The 14,150-nt window shown below is 69.5% G+C and carries 15 protein-coding genes; 3 read left to right on the forward strand and 12 right to left on the reverse strand.

What is annotated here, in order from left to right; translation table 11 throughout:
- Positions 1–12 precede the first annotated feature (12 nt).
- Positions 13–270 (forward strand): hypothetical protein, encoded by a 258-nt coding sequence (locus OHS81_RS06595; RefSeq protein ID WP_328383309.1) that lies wholly within the window; start codon positions 13–15, stop codon positions 268–270.
- A 215-nt stretch (positions 271–485) separates the two neighbouring features.
- Here the strand turns inward: OHS81_RS06595 and OHS81_RS06600 are convergent, their stop codons facing one another.
- The 7 genes from OHS81_RS06600 to OHS81_RS06630 form a co-directional block, all read right to left on the reverse strand.
- Positions 486–1,058: a hypothetical protein gene (locus tag OHS81_RS06600; protein ID WP_328383310.1), complete on the reverse strand. Its 573-nt coding sequence runs from the start codon at positions 1,056–1,058 to the stop codon at positions 486–488.
- Positions 1,055–2,176, reverse strand: coding sequence for an ROK family glucokinase (locus OHS81_RS06605; RefSeq protein ID WP_328383312.1), 1,122 nt, complete (start codon positions 2,174–2,176; stop codon positions 1,055–1,057). Before OHS81_RS06605 ends, OHS81_RS06600 begins: the two co-directional genes overlap by 4 nt.
- A 228-nt stretch (positions 2,177–2,404) precedes the next feature.
- Positions 2,405–3,214 carry an ATP-binding cassette domain-containing protein gene (locus OHS81_RS06610; RefSeq protein ID WP_328383314.1) on the reverse strand — a complete coding sequence of 270 codons (810 nt, stop codon included), beginning with the start codon at positions 3,212–3,214 and terminating at the stop codon, positions 2,405–2,407.
- The gene (locus OHS81_RS06615; RefSeq protein WP_328383316.1) at positions 3,211–4,284 is read right to left on the reverse strand and encodes an ABC transporter permease; all 1,074 of its coding nucleotides are present in this window, start codon (positions 4,282–4,284) and stop codon (positions 3,211–3,213) included. The genes OHS81_RS06610 and OHS81_RS06615 overlap by 4 nt, the downstream gene beginning before the upstream one ends.
- A complete protein-coding gene (locus OHS81_RS06620) occupies positions 4,281–5,294 on the reverse strand; it encodes a sugar ABC transporter substrate-binding protein (protein ID WP_328383318.1) in 1,014 nt (337 codons plus the stop codon). Before OHS81_RS06620 ends, OHS81_RS06615 begins: the two co-directional genes overlap by 4 nt.
- Before the next feature lie 188 nt (positions 5,295–5,482).
- The gene (locus tag OHS81_RS06625) at positions 5,483–6,505 is read right to left on the reverse strand and encodes a sugar ABC transporter substrate-binding protein (RefSeq protein ID WP_328383320.1); all 1,023 of its coding nucleotides are present in this window, start codon (positions 6,503–6,505) and stop codon (positions 5,483–5,485) included.
- Between the two features lie 326 nt (positions 6,506–6,831).
- A complete protein-coding gene (locus tag OHS81_RS06630) occupies positions 6,832–7,605 on the reverse strand; it encodes a GntR family transcriptional regulator (RefSeq protein ID WP_328383322.1) in 774 nt (257 codons plus the stop codon).
- 130 nt (positions 7,606–7,735) lie between these two features.
- On the opposite strand from OHS81_RS06630, the gene OHS81_RS06635 reads away from it, so the two are divergent.
- Together OHS81_RS06635 and OHS81_RS06640 are read left to right on the forward strand one after the other, a co-directional pair.
- Positions 7,736–8,146, forward strand: a complete 411-nt coding sequence (locus tag OHS81_RS06635; RefSeq protein WP_328383324.1) for a VOC family protein — start codon at positions 7,736–7,738, stop codon at positions 8,144–8,146.
- Between the two features lie 217 nt (positions 8,147–8,363).
- The gene (locus tag OHS81_RS06640) at positions 8,364–8,840 is read left to right on the forward strand and encodes a DUF3995 domain-containing protein (RefSeq protein ID WP_328383325.1); all 477 of its coding nucleotides are present in this window, start codon (positions 8,364–8,366) and stop codon (positions 8,838–8,840) included.
- An 80-nt stretch (positions 8,841–8,920) separates the two neighbouring features.
- Here OHS81_RS06640 and OHS81_RS06645 read toward each other — a convergent pair whose 3' ends face one another.
- The 5 genes from OHS81_RS06645 to OHS81_RS06665 all read right to left on the reverse strand — a co-directional run bounded on the left by OHS81_RS06645 (position 8,921) and on the right by OHS81_RS06665 (position 13,933).
- A complete protein-coding gene (locus OHS81_RS06645; RefSeq protein WP_328383327.1) occupies positions 8,921–9,376 on the reverse strand; it encodes a PaaI family thioesterase in 456 nt (151 codons plus the stop codon).
- A gap of 114 nt (positions 9,377–9,490) precedes the next feature.
- A complete protein-coding gene (locus OHS81_RS06650; protein WP_328383329.1) occupies positions 9,491–10,318 on the reverse strand; it encodes a transporter substrate-binding domain-containing protein in 828 nt (275 codons plus the stop codon).
- 202 nt (positions 10,319–10,520) lie between these two features.
- Positions 10,521–11,189, reverse strand: a complete 669-nt coding sequence (locus tag OHS81_RS06655) for a bifunctional 4-hydroxy-2-oxoglutarate aldolase/2-dehydro-3-deoxy-phosphogluconate aldolase (RefSeq protein WP_328383331.1) — start codon at positions 11,187–11,189, stop codon at positions 10,521–10,523.
- A gap of 567 nt (positions 11,190–11,756) precedes the next feature.
- Complete coding sequence (locus OHS81_RS06660) at positions 11,757–12,206, reverse strand: ribonuclease domain-containing protein (RefSeq protein WP_328383333.1); 450 nt, start codon at positions 12,204–12,206, stop codon at positions 11,757–11,759.
- A 314-nt stretch (positions 12,207–12,520) separates the two neighbouring features.
- Positions 12,521–13,933 carry an amino acid permease gene (locus OHS81_RS06665; protein ID WP_328383335.1) on the reverse strand — a complete coding sequence of 471 codons (1,413 nt, stop codon included), beginning with the start codon at positions 13,931–13,933 and terminating at the stop codon, positions 12,521–12,523.
- Positions 13,934–14,150 lie beyond the last annotated feature (217 nt).

Below are 14,150 nucleotides of genomic sequence, written 5' to 3' on the forward strand. Positions count from 1 at the left end.
CAGGAAAAGGCCATGTACGACTCCACCGATCCGCAGCACGCCACCAGTGCGCCTCCCGCACACCGCTCTGACCACGGCCTCGCACCTCGGCAGCGGGGCGGGCGTGCCCTCACCCTGGCCGGCTATGCGGCCTATGGCCTCTTCCCGCTCTCCGGCGCCATCGCCGTGACCCTCATGATCCTCACCGGCTCCTGGTACTGGATGCTGCTGGTGCCCCCGGTCGCTTACGGTGCACGGCAGTTGGCCAAGAACCTGCGTTCTGACGACTGAATTCACGCCACACGGCGGTGATGCCACGGTGAGTTGGCGTCAGCTGATGAAGGCGGCGAGCCGAGGCTCGCCTCTCCCGGCAGGGCTTCGCGGAGCGAGAACGAGGGCTTCGCGGAGCGGCTGCCGGAACCGTCGGAACTCCACGCCGGAACGCCACGGTCGGAGAGTCACGGTCGGAAAGTCACGGTCGGAAAGTCACCGTCAGAAAGTCACCGTCAGAACCTCACGGTCGAGACGGTGTGCACGACCGGGTGACCCGGCTCGTCGAAGTTGACCATGATCCGCTGGTACGGGTGCGGTGACCGGCCCGTGGTCGTCGTGCCGGCCCAGGGCGCGTCGATGCCGAAGTCCCAGCCGACCTTCGACGCCTGCTCGGGCGAGATGGTCCGGTGGTTCTTCTTGAGGGCGGCGGTGCTGGTGCCGACGGCGTTGAGGTAGTGCTCAAGTCCCCACTTGTTGGTCCTGAACTGCACGAACAGCGAACTGGTCTGCCAGGAGTTGGTCTCGTAGTAGTAGACCGGGGTGGAGCCGATCGGCACCGGGACGTTGTAGATCCGCTGCTGGACCTTGGACGGGAAGGCGTTGGTCAGGCCGGTGGCGGCGGCCTCGGCCTCCTTGCCCTCGCCGCTGTCCCGGCTCTGCTCGGCGGAGATGACGATATAGCCGGCCGGGATCGCGATCAGCAGGAAGACGATCAGCGCCATCAGCACCGGGCGCCGGCGCTTGACGCGGGGAGCCGGTGCGGGCTGGGCGTCGTCGTGCACGGTGTGCAGGTCGGTGTCGGTCATCGGCGGCCCGCCCGTTCGTATCGTTCGTAGCGCTCGACCCGGCGCCGGTTGGCGCGCCGGAAGCGGCGGGCCACCAGGCGGGCCAGGTCGGCGGCGCCGACCATACCGGCCTCGGGGCCCAACTGAGCCTTGGTGAGGGTGGCTTCGGGACGGTAGCCGCGGCCGGTGAGATGACGCCGGAAGGCCTCCCTGGCCGGGCCGATCAGCAGGTCGTCGGCGGCGCTGACGCCGCCGCCGATGACGAAGCACGACGGGTCTAGGGCAGCGGCGAGGTTGGCGATGCCGACGCCGAGCCACTGGCCGATCTCCTGGAGGAGTTCGACGCACATCGCGTCGCCCTCCCGGGCCAGCTCGGTGATCAGCGGTCCGGTGATGTCGCCGATGCGGCCGCCGACCCGCTCGATGATGTTGTACGCGACCGGGGAGTCGGCGGCGGCCAGCTCGCGGGCCTCGCGCACCAGGGCGTTGCCGGAGCTGTACTGCTCCCAGCAGCCGCGGTTGCCGCACGGGCAGCGGTGGCCGCCGGGGACGACCTGCATATGGCCGAATTCACCGGCCACGCCGTACTTGCCGCGCTTGACGGCGCCGTCCTCCAGGATCGCGCCGCCGATGCCGGTACCGAGCGTGATCATGACGAGGTGGTCCTCGCCGCGGCCGGCACCGAAGCGCCACTCCGCCCAGGCGGCGGTGTTGGCGTCGTTGTCGACCATGACCGGGACCGCGAGGCGGCCGGCGAGGCGGTCGCGCAGGGGTTCGTTCCGCCAGTTCAGATGGGGTGCGAACAGCACCTTGCTGCGGTCCGCGTCGACCCAGCCGGCCGCGCCGATGCCGACCGCGTGGACGTCGTGGCGGTCGGAGAGGTCGAGCACCAGCTCGGTGATGGTGTCCTCGACGACCCGGGGGCTCTTGGACTTGTCCGGCGTCTCGGTGCGGACCTTCTCCAGGATGGTGCCGTCGGCGTCGACGACGCCCGCCATGACCTTGGTGCCGCCGATGTCGATGCCGACGGTGGGCACCCGGGGGGCGGTCAGATGCGAGCGCCGCTCTCGGGTGCCGACCGTGCGCAGCACGGTGGCGCTGGCCGATCCTCGGTGCACCCGGTCCCGGTACATGCTCATCGACCCACCTCTTCGCCGTGTCTCCCCCACTGCCTGATGGGCGTGGGTGGTACCCCCATGCGGCGGCTTTGTGCGCGCAAGAGTCGTCTCGTCCCTGCGGGTCTCGGGAGGCCGGGGCCTCGATGTGCGGGTTCGGTGCGATTGTGCATCACCGGCGGCGTCCGGCGCATCGCGACGGTGAGTGACGCGCCCCGCACAGCTCCGGGGCCGTGCGGGGCGCGGTGGTGATCACTCGGGGCGATGGCCGCCGGGAAACTCCGGGGTCTCGGTCCGGGCCAGCTCATGACTGAGCTGTTCCAGTTCGCTGCCGCCTGCCATTTGGCGGGTCAGCTCTTCCAGGGTGATCTCCGATTTGGCGTGGCTGCCGGCCATGGCGCCGCGCTTGAGCAGAACGAAGCGGTCACCGACGAGATACGCATGGTGCGGATTGTGGGTGATCAACACCACGCCGAGCCCGGCGTCCCGCGCGGCCGCGACGTACTTGAGGACCACGCCGGACTGCTTGACGCCGAGCGCCGCCGTCGGCTCGTCCAGGACCAGGACCTTGGCGCCGAAGTAGACGGCGCGGGCGATGGCCACGCACTGGCGTTCGCCGCCCGAGAGGGTGCCGATGGGCTGGTCGACGTCGCGCAGGTCGATGCCCATCCGCAGCAGCTCGCTGCGGGTGGTCTCGCGCATCGTCTTGACGTCGAGCCGTTTGAAGGGACCCACGCCGGTGGTGGGCTCGGAGCCGAGGAAGAAATTCCGCCACACCGGCATGAGGGGAACGACGGCCAGGTCCTGGTAGACAGTGGCGATCCCGCGGTCCAGGGCCTCGCGCGGGGAGGCGAGGGCGGTCTCCTCCCCGTCGATGGTGAAGGATCCTGCGTCGTGCCGGTGCAGCCCCGCGATGATCTTGATGAGGGTGGATTTGCCGGCGCCGTTGTCCCCGAGCACACAGGAGATCTCGCCCGCGTGCACCTCCAGGGACACGCCTTCCAGCGCCCGGACATTGCCGTAGTACTTGCTGACGTCACTCAGCTCGACCAGCGCGGTCATGCCTTTTCCTCCGCCCGCTTGCGGACCCATGCGTTCAGGAGTGTGGCGAGCAGCAGCATCGCGCCGAGGAAGAACTTGTACCAGTCCGGATTCCACTGCGCGTAGACGATGCCCTTGCTGGCCATGCCGAAGATGAAGGCGCCGACGGCCGCACCGATCGCCGAGCCGAAGCCGCCGGTCATCAGACAGCCGCCGACCGCCGCGGCGATGATGTAGAGGAATTCGTTGCCCACCCCGTCACCGGACTGGATCGCGTCGTACGAGAACAGCAGGTGCTGGCCGGAGACCCAGGCGGCGAAGGCGACGCCCATATAGAGGCCGATCTTGGTCTTGGTGACCGGGACGCCCACCGCCCGTGCGGCGTCGGCGTTGCCGCCGACCGCGAAGATCCAGTTGCCGACGCGGGTGCGCAGCAGGATCCAGGTGGCGAGGGCGACCAGCACGATCCACCACAGGATGGTGATCTGGATGTCGACACTGCCGAGGGTCAGATGCGAGGCGAAGACCTTGCGGGCCGACTCGAAGCCCTCCATGTCGGCGATGGACTTGGTCGAGACGGTGCCGTCGATCAGCTTGGTGAAGCCGAGGTTGAGGCCGGTCAGCATGAAGAAGGTGCCGAGCGTGATGATGAAGCTGGGCAGTTTCGTCCGGGTCAGCAGCAGGCCGTTGAAGGCCCCGATGGCCAGGGTGACCAGCAGGGATACCCCGACGCCCACCCAGGTGTCAGCAGTCATCTGGTAGCTGAACATCGAGGAGATCAGCGCCGAGCTGACGACCATGACGCCGGCCGAGAGATCGAATTCCCCGCCGATCATCAGCAGCGCCACCGGCACGGCCATGATGCCGATGGTCGAGGACGCATAGAGCACGGTGGAGAGGCTGGAGGCCTGCAGGAACGGTTCGGCGACGATCGAGAAGAACACGAAGACCGCGGCGGCGCCGACGACCGAGCCCAGTTCGGGGCGGCCCATCAGCCGGCGTGCCAGGGAACGGTGCAGCAGCCGTTCGTCGCCGCCGCTCTCGGCAGGCGGCCCCGCGGGCTGCAGCGGTGGTGCGTCGGTGTGGCTCATCGCGTCCCCCGCTTCGTGTAGTCCTGCAGCGCGTCGGCGTCCTTCTTGGTGATCACCTGGGGTCCGGTGAGCACCGGCTTGCCGCCGCCGAGGACGTCGGAGTTGTACTTGTAGAGCCACAGCAGGTCGACGGCCTCGTAGCCCTGGAGGTAGGGCTGCTGGTCGACGGCGAAGCCGAGGGAGCCGTCCTTGAGGCCGGTCGCGACCTGGGCGTTGAGGTCGAAGGTGTCGATCTCGGCCTTGCTGCCGGCCTGCTCCTTGGCCTTGACGGCGGTGGGGGCGAACGGGGCGCCGAGCGTGACGACGGCGTCGATGGAGCTGTCCGCCTGGAGCTTGGACTCGATGGAGGACTGCACATCGGGCATGTTGGTGCCCTCGACGTACAGCTTCTGCAGATCTCCCTTGAAGGTCTTCCTGGCGCCGTCACAGCGCTGCTCGTGGCCGACGTTGCCCTGTTCGTGCAGGACGCACAGGGCCTTCTTCCGGCCGCGCTTGTTCAGCTCCTCGCCGACCGCCTCACCGGCCACCGTCTCGTCCTGCCCGATGTGACTGAGCGCACCGAACGCCTTCGACTCCTCGGCGCCGGAGTTCACCGTGATCACCGGGATACCGGCCTTCTCGGCCTTGGCGATCACGTCCTTCATGGCGCTGGGCTTGGCGAGCGACACGATCAGCCCGTCGACCTTCTGGTCGATGTAGGACTGCACCAGCTGGCTCTGCCGCTGGGCCTCCTTGTCGTGCCCGTAGACGAACTTGATGTTGTCCTTGACGGCGGCCTGCTGGGCGCCGTTCTGGACGATGTCCCAGAAGGTGTCGCCGTCTCCCGAGTGGGTGACCATCGCGAACGTCCACCTGGGGGTGTTCACCGCGGCCTTGCCGCCCGCGGACTTGGCGGCGCGTTCCTGTTCGGCGCGCAGGCCTCCGGTGCTGCTGCACCCCGCCAGAGCCACGCCGAGCACCGCCGCCAGCACGGCGCCGACGGCGCGTCCCCTTCTTCCAACCCGTGCCACGAGGACTCGCCCTTCCCGCTGATGCTGCCGTATCGACTGCGTTGGTTTTCTGCGCTGTCCGGACCGGCCGGTCCGGGTGCGTACGGTGTCATGCACCGCCTCCGGCACCGGTCGGCCGGGCCCAACCGGCCAAGTATCCGTTACCGGTGATCTGTCCCGGTTCATCGGGTCCCGTCTTCCCTGGGGCTTCACCGGGTGCCTCGCCCGGTGTATGCGGTCAGCTTCGGTACGTCCTTCCCGGTGACCAGGGCGGGCCCGGTGAGCACCGGCCTGCCGCCGCCGAGCACATCGGCATTGGCCTTGTGGAGCCAGAGCAGATCCACCGCCTCGTAGCCCTGGAGGTAGGGCTGCTGGTCGACGGCGAAGGTGACGTCCTTGGCCTTGAGCAGCTTGACGACGGCGGAGTTCAGGTCGAAGGTCGCGAGCTGCGCGGAGCTGCCCGCCTCCTCCTTGGCCTTGACGGAGATCGCCGCCATCGGCGCACCGAGCGTGACGATGGCGTCGATGTCCTTGTCGGACTGGAGCTCGGCCTCGACGGAGGACTGCGAGGCGGGCGCGTTGGTGCCGTCGACATCAAGGTTCTCGACCGTCCCGTGGAACGCCTTGCGGACCCCGGCACAGCGGTCCTCCAGCGACACATTGCCCTGCTCGTGGACGACGCAGAGGGCCTTCTTCCGGTGCCGGCGGTTCAGCTCCTCGCCGACCGCGCGCCCCGCCACGGACTCGTCCTGCCCGATGTGCGTCAGCGCCCCGTACGCCCGGGAGAGCTCGCCGCCGGAGTTGATGGTGATGACGGGTATGCCCTGTGCCTCGGCCTTCCGGACGGCCGCCTTGACGGCCTGCGGCTTGGCGAGGGTGACGATCAGCCCGTCGACCTTCTGATCGATGTACGACTGGATCAGCGCGGCCTGCTGGGCACCCTCCTTGTCATGGGCATACAGGAACTTCACGTTGTCCTTGGCGGCGGCCTGCTCGGCACCGTTCTGCACGATGTCCCAGAAGGTGTCGCCGTCGCCGGAGTGGCTGACCATCCCGATCGTCATGCGCGGGGTGGTGGCGCCCTTGCCGGACCCGGACGCCACACCCCCGGCGCCCTGCCCGCCGGGGGCGCTGCACCCGGTGGCCAGGGCGAGGGTCGTCAGTAAGGCGGCGGCGCTGCGCGCCGCGACGCCGCGAACAGTGAGGGGACCAGCCGTATGCACGCCCATCATCGTGGGACCGCCTTTTCTCCCGGCCGCCGGACTGCGGCTGGAGGAGTTTGTAACGGCGCACACAGAGCCACGTCAATGGTTTGTCAGAACATTCTGACGAAGGGGCTCCGCAGAGGTGTCCCATAGGGGGACATTGCTACGGGAACCGCTTCGTCGGGCGGACTGCCTCGGGGGCGTCGCAGCGACCGGCGGTCCGGCCGGCCGCTCCCGGCCGCGCCTGGCCCCTCAGGGACGCTCAGGGGCGCTCAGGGGCGCTCGGCGCGGCGCTCCGGGGCGCTCGGACCGCCGCCAGGGCCGCCGCCTCAGGGCCTCTCTCAGGGGCGCTCTCAGGGGCGCACGAGCAACTGGAACTCGAAGGCGTAGCGGGAGGCGCGATAGACATGCGAGCCGAATTCGACCGCGCGCCCGGTGTCGTCGAACGTGGTGCGCTGCATCGTGAGCAGCGGGGCGCCCTCGGGCTCGTCGAGCCGTTCCCCCTCCTCGACGGTCGCGGCGCGCGCGCCGACCGCCTGACGGGCGCTGTGCAGGGTGATGCCGGCCGACCGCATGAGGCGGTACAGACCGGTCTCCTCCAGCTCGGCCGTCTCCAGCGTGAGCAGCCCCGCGGGAAGGTGGTTGCGCAGATGCGCGACGGGCTCGCCGTGCGTCAGCCGCAGCCGCTCGACCAGCGCGACCTCGGCCCCCTCCGCGATCCCCAGCGCGGCGGCGACCTCGGCATCGGCCTCGGTGGTGGTGTTGAGCAGCACACGGGTGGCCGGCTTCTGCCCGGCCGCCTCCAGGTCGTCGTAGAGGCTGCTCAGCTCCAGCGGACGCTTGACCTGGCTGTGGACGACCTGGGTGCCGATCCCCCTGCGGCGCACCAGGAGCCCCTTGTCGACCAGCGACTGGATCGCCTGCCGCACCGTCGGCCGGGACAGGCCGAGCCGGCCGGCCAGCTCGATCTCATTGCCGAGCAGGCTGCCGGGAGCCAGCTTGCCGTGCTCGATCGCGGCCTCCAGCTGCTGGGACAGCTGGAAATACAACGGGACCGGACTGTTCCGGTCCACGCTGAACTGGAGGGGGCTCTCGGCGCCCCGGGCTGCTGTTTCGCGTTTCCCCACGCTGGCGAGCGTATCCGTCCGGACAGATGACGGGAAGTCCGGAGGTCACATTGTCCGGACAAGGGGCCAGGGACCTTCGCGCGCCTTACCCTTCGTAACGCCCCGCCCCTCCCCGAGGAGTCAGCCGGCCATGTCCGTACGTCGCGTCGTCCCCGACATCCAGTCCGACGCCCTGGAGGAGAACCGCACCTTCTACGGCCTGCTGGGGTTCGAGGAGGTCATGAACCAGGGCTGGGTCATGACCCTGGCATCCCCCGCCATCCCCACCGCCCAGCTCACCTTCATGACCCACGACAAGACCGCCCCGGTCACCCCCGACATGAGCATCGAGGTCGACGACGTGGACGCGGTCCACACCGCCCTGCCGGCCGCCGGCGCAGACATCGTCCGGCCGCTCCGGGACGAGGAGTGGGGCGTCCGCCGGTTCTTCGTCAAGGATCCGAACGGCCGGGTCGTCAATGTCCTTTCACACCGGGCGCCGCCTCGCGAGGCCGTGGACGAGGCGACGAACGAGGCCAAGAACGAGGACGACGAGTCCTAGGGGCCCAAGTCCCAAGGCCTGGCCGGCGAGGCCGTGGCACTCCGCCGTGCGGTGGATCTCCATGGCAGTGCCTCCGCCACACGGGGGAAGCGGATCATCCGCCGGTCCGATCCCTGCGCGCTGCGGATCCAGAACAGTGGCCCCATGGCAATCAGCGAGACGAGTCCGACGACGACGGCCCGTGCGCTGACAGGTGCGACACCCTTGAGGGCCGACAGTGAAACGCGAACCGGAGGGAACGGACACAGAGCCGTCCACGCTGTGGGGGCGTATCGCATGCTGGTGGGCAGCCGCGTTCGCCGGGTTGCACTTCTACTGGGCCGTTGGCGGTGATGTGGGGCTGAGCATCTCCGCCGGACCGCTGGCCGCCGAGCGCCCGCTGTGGTTCGTCGTAGCCGGCTTGTGGGGTGTGGGTGCGCTCTGCCTCCTCGGCGCCCGGCTGGCATGGCTGCTTGCCCGGTCCGGGCTCCGGGGCGTTCCCGCTCTGCCGGCGCGGTGGCTCGGGTGGGGCGTCAGTGCCCTCCTGTTGGCCCGTGGCATCGGTATCGAGGTGCTGCTGCTGACCGACACGACGCCCCTGGACACCTCCGTGAGTGTGGAACAGCGGACCTGGACGCTGGTCCTCTGGAACCCCTGGTTCATCGCCGGAGGACTGGCCTTCGGCCTCGCCACCCTTCGCTCCCGCAGGCATTGACCTGTGTCGTCCGTTGCCGCTTGCCCCGGCCGGCGCCTGCTACCGGCTACGGCCGGCGCCGTTGTCGGCCGGACCACCTCTCACTCCGTGCCGCCCGCCGGAGCGTTGAGCGGCAGCACCGTCCCCTGGGCCACCGCGCACACGCTCTCCTCCCCCGCGTCATCGATCACCGTCAGTTCGCAGCGGCACACCGCCTGCCGGCGTCCGGCGTGTACGACCTCGGCGCGGGCCCGCAGCGTACGGCCGCGTGCCGGGCGCAGATACTGGATGGAGAAGCCGCCGGTGACGATGGCCGGGCCCAGGGCCGTGGCCGCGGCAAAGGTGAGGGTGTTGTCGGCGGCGTACGAGAGCACTCCGCCGTGCACGAACCCGTGCTGTTGCAGGAGTTCGTCGCGGATATCGATCTCCAGCGTCGCCGCGCCGCCCCCGAACCCGGTGATCCGTGCCTGCACCAGCCTGCTGAACGGCTGTGCGTCCAGCCCCTGCTGCGCCGCCACAAGATCGAGCGCCGCACTCTCCTGTACTGCACCGGCCATCTCGCCCACCGCCTTTCGCCGAACCTCCGAAGAAGACCTGGCCGAGATGAGAGCCAGCTCTCCCATACGGCACCGTATCCATGGGTGCGCGCCACTTCATCACTTCACGCCGCATCACTTCATCCAGGCGTCCTCGTACTTGCGGTAGGTCCCGTCATGGGTGGCCAGGTGTACCCACTGGTCCACGTACGCCTTGAACTCGATGTCGCCGCGGGGCAGGGCGTAGGCCTTCTCGGAGAAGGAGAAGGGCTTGTCCGGGTGGAGTGAGCAGAGTTCGGGGTGGATCTTGGCCTGGTAGCGGGTCTCGCTCGCGTCGGTCATCATCACATCCGCGCGGCCAGCGATGATCTCGTCGAAGATCGTGGTGTTGTCCGGGTGAACCGTGAGGGTGGCCCGCCGGATATGGGCGCGGGCGAATTCCTCGTTGGTGCCACCGGGGTTGACGATGACCTTGGTTCCGGGCCGGTCGATCTGTTGCAGGGTCTGGTACTTGTCCTTGTCCGCGCAGCGCACGAGGGGGGTCTTGCCGTCGGTGCGGGTGGGCTCGCTGAAGTAGACGGAGCGGGCGCGCGGGAGGGTGACCGAGACGCCGCCCATGGCGATGTCACAGCGGCCGGCCGACAGGTCGCCGACGAGCTCGGCCCAGGTCGTGGCCACGTAACGGGGGGTGGCGTCAAGGCTCTTGGCGAGGTCCCCGGCCATGTCGATGTCCACACCGCTGTAGGTGCCGGTCGTGGGGTCGAGGTGGCTGAAGGGGCGGTAGTCGCCGGTGGTGCAGACCCGCAGCACACCGCGCCGGGGGATGGCGTCGAGGACCGAGGCCTTCGCGCCGGCGGCGAGTGGGGCACCCCCTCCTCCGGTCGGGGCGTCCGAGACCGCCGGTGCGGCGGCGGTGACGGCGAGCAGACAAGCCAGGGCGGAGAGGGTGGCGGCGCGCTTCATAAGGGCTCCTGTGACTCCTGGACGCGGCGGCGTGATCGCATGATCGAAGCGCTCAGAGTGACAGAGCCCGCGGTGCAGGTGAACCCCTTGACCGGCCGACGGGACGGCCGGACGGCCGGTGTGGTGTCCGGAAGGTGCGGTGACCGGAAAGGCCGATGCGGTGTGACCACAGCGGCCGGCGGGATGGCGAGCCGAGGACCCGTCAGTCCTCGTAGAGGTTCGCCGTACCTCTGGTGGCCGAGCGGTCGGGGGCGGCTTCGTCCAGGCGGTTGAGGAGGTCGGCGGCGCGCTTGGCGACGGTCTCGCGGTCCCCCTCGGAGAGCGCCGTTCCCATACCGACGGCAACGGCCCCCGCCGCGATCCACTCCGGCGCGTTGTCGACCGTCACCCCACCCGTCGGCAGCAGCGGCACCTGCGGCAGTGAGGCACGGACCTCCGCCAGCCAGGCCGGGTCGTGCCCCGAGGCGGGGAACAGCTTGAGCGCGTCCGCGCCGAGTTCGAGCGCGCGGACCATTTCGGTCGGCGTCGACACCCCGGGGAAGACCGGAATGCCGTAGCGGTGGCCGGTACGGATGACCTCGGCGTCGAGGCTCGGCGAGACGAGATAGCGGGCGCCCGCGTCGACCGCCATCCGGGCCGATACCGCGTCAAGGACCGTGCCCGCGCCGATGACGGCGTCGTCGCCCAGCTCGCGGGTGAGCGTCGTGACCGCCTCCAGGGCGAACGGGGTGGTGAGGGATATCTCCAGGCTGGTGATGCCCGCCGACAGCAGGGTGTCGGCCGTGGCGCTCGCCTCGTCATACGTTCTGCTCCGGACGATGGCGAAAACCCGCTGCGCCAGAGCGGCCCGGGTGATCTCCCAGCGATACACGGCAGTTCGCCGTCCTTCCTTGTCTCCAACGCCTTGTGCCGGTTCACCATGCCCACGGTGGATACGGCACTTTCCGGGGCGTGCCCCAGCAGCCGACCCCAGATGGTCTTTTTCCGCTGATGCCCGCCCGCTCCTCGTTTCTGCCGAAACGCTACCGGGAACCACTGACAATCCTCTCTCGGGGGTGCGCCCCGTGCGCCCCTTCTGCCAAGAATGGGGAGAAGAGGGAGGTGAGAGGGGGCGCACGACGTGGGCGCCGGGCGTGGGGCGCACGGGATGGACGCGCGGCACCCGCGGACAGCACGACGGCGGCCGGGGTGCCTGCACACCCCGGCCGCCGTCGTATGGAAGGCGGCGGACCCTGACCGGGCCCGCCGCCCCACTGTTCCACTGTTCCGCTCTTCAGCCGTTTCGCTGTATCGCTGTACCGCTGTGGCGTGCTGCTCTGCTGCCCTCGTACGGGCGGCCACTCAGCCCGACGGCCACTCAGCCGACGGCATCTCAGGCCGACTGCATCTCAGGCCGACTGCATCTCAGGCCGACTGCATCGCAACCCGCCGCGGGCCGTCAGCAGCCGCGGTCGACGAGATCGAATGTCTTGTAGTGGTCGGCGGTGTAGTAGTCCTCGTCCTTCTTCTCGCCGGTCACGATGCGTCGCGCACCGCGGTCGGGCGAGCCGGGCGTGACAACGGTGAACTCGTGGTAGTACTCCGAGCTCTGGGACGGCAGGATGCCCTCCCGGTTGTCGAAGACCGTCCCGTCCTTGGGATACGGGTAGGGCCCACCCTTGGCGATCAGATCGAGGGTGTCGTGGGCCTGCGAGGGCAGTTTGGAGTAGCAGGTCTTGCCGACGTCCTTGACGTGCACGGACCTGACGTGCGCCGTGGCGGCGTACGAGGTGGCCGGGTGGGTCGTGGCGACGGCAGGTGTGGCGGCGACCGCGGTCCCGCCGATGAGAAGGGCCGAAGCGAGGGCGCCGGCGGCGCCGAACTTGGTGATCCGTGGGGGGATTCTCATGCCATCCAGAATGACGCGCGTAGACATGATCCTGTCAATCCCAACGGGCGGAAGTTTTCCGGGAGTTCACAACACCACGCCCACCAACCGCCCCAATTCTCCCCATACTGCGCCCACGTCTCACCCCTGGTACGGGGGGGGACCTCTGCCGCTCGGGGGGAGGCTCGACGGAGACTCGACGGAGACTCGACGGAGACTCGACGGGGATTCGACGGGGACTCATCCGGGACCACCCCGAGGTGCCCCAGCCAGGACCCGCGAAGCGCCCCACCCCGGCCCCCGAGGTGCCCCTCGGGGACCCAGGGTCGCCCGGCTCAGGCGCCGAGGGCGGCCTGCCGGTCACGGCGCTGCTTGAGGTGGCCCGCAGCTGCCAGCGCAGCGGCCACGACGGCCGTGCCGGCGAGCTGCTGCCGCCCGTCCGTACTGCCGGCCATGACGGCGAAGACACCCAGGATGGCGGCCAGCGCCAGCCAGGTCAGGTAGGGGAAGGCCCACATCCGCACCGAGAGCAGTTCGGGCGCCTCGCGCTCCAGGCGGCGGCGCATCTTCAGCTGGGTGAGACCGACGATGGACCAGACGACCAGCACCGAGCAGCCGGCAATGTTCAGCAGCCAGGCGAACACCGTGGTCGGCCAGACGATTCCGGCGATCACGGCCGCGAAGCCGAACACACAGGAGGCCAGCACCGCCGCGGCCGGCACGCCCCGGGTGACCTTGGCCAGGAAACGCGGCCCCAGGCCCCGGTGGACGAGGGAGTACGCCATGCGCGACGAGCCGTAGATGTTGGCGTTCATCGCGGAGAGCAGCGCCACCAGCACCACGATCTGCATGATCGTGCCGGCTGCCGGGATACCGAGCCGGTCGAGCACGGTGACGTACGGGCCGTCCGTGGCGACCTTCGGGTTGTTCCACGGCACCAGGGTGACCACCACGGCCATCGAGCCGATGTAGAACACGGCGATACGCCAGACGGCGGTGCGGACGGCACGGGCCACGTTCCGGCTCGGGTCGTCGGACTCCGCCGCCGCGATGGTGACGGTCTCCAGACCGGCGAAACCGGAGATGGTGGTCAGCAGCCCGGCGGCGAGCCCGGCGGCGCCGGTCGGGAAGAAACCGCCGTGGCCGGTGAGATGGCTGGTGCCGGGCGCACTGCCGAACACCCCGAGAATGCCGAGCACACCCAGCACCAGAAAGGCGACGATCGCCGTGACCTTGACGGCGGAGAACCAGAACTCGAACTCGCCGAAGTTCTTGACCGCGGTGAGGTTGCTGGCGCAGAAGAACACCATGAAGATCGCCACCCAGCCGTAGGCGGGGATGAACGACACCCAGGTGTGCATGATCGTGCCCGCCGCGGTGGCCTCGGCGGCCACGCCGGCACAGAGCATCAACCAGTACATCCAGCCCGAGGTGGCCCCTGCCCAGGAGCCGAGTTCCGCCTCGGCATGCACCGAGAACGAGCCGGTGGAGGGCCGGGCGGCGGACATCTCGCCGAGCATCCGCATGATCAGCATGACCAGCGCGCCGGTACCCGCGAAGAGGAGGACGATGGCCGGCCCGGCCGCGGCGATGCCGACCCCGGAGCCGACGAAGAGGCCCGCGCCGATGACCCCGCCGAGCGCGATCATCGACAGATGGCGCTGCTTGAGGCCGTGCGACAGCACGGCCTCGCCGTTCTGCACGGGCTGCGGGGAGCCCTGGGGCGGCGGGGAGATGGTCCGGCTCATGGTCGTGCCTGTTCATTGGTTGAGACGTGCGGTGAGCCAGACGAGTGTGAAGACGCGCGTGCACGTATGAGGTGAACGCCCGCCATTCGGACCGTTCCTTCACCTGTGGTGAAGGCGTCATCACGCAAAGACAGTGGCCCGGAGGGCGTGATTCCGGCCCGGGGAGGCGGGCATCGGCCCATGGCCTCACGGGAGGCCGGGAGTTGGGGACGGGTGG

Source organism: Streptomyces sp. NBC_00400 (assembly GCF_036048035.1).
Taxonomy (GTDB): Bacteria; Actinomycetota; Actinomycetes; order Streptomycetales; family Streptomycetaceae; genus Streptomyces.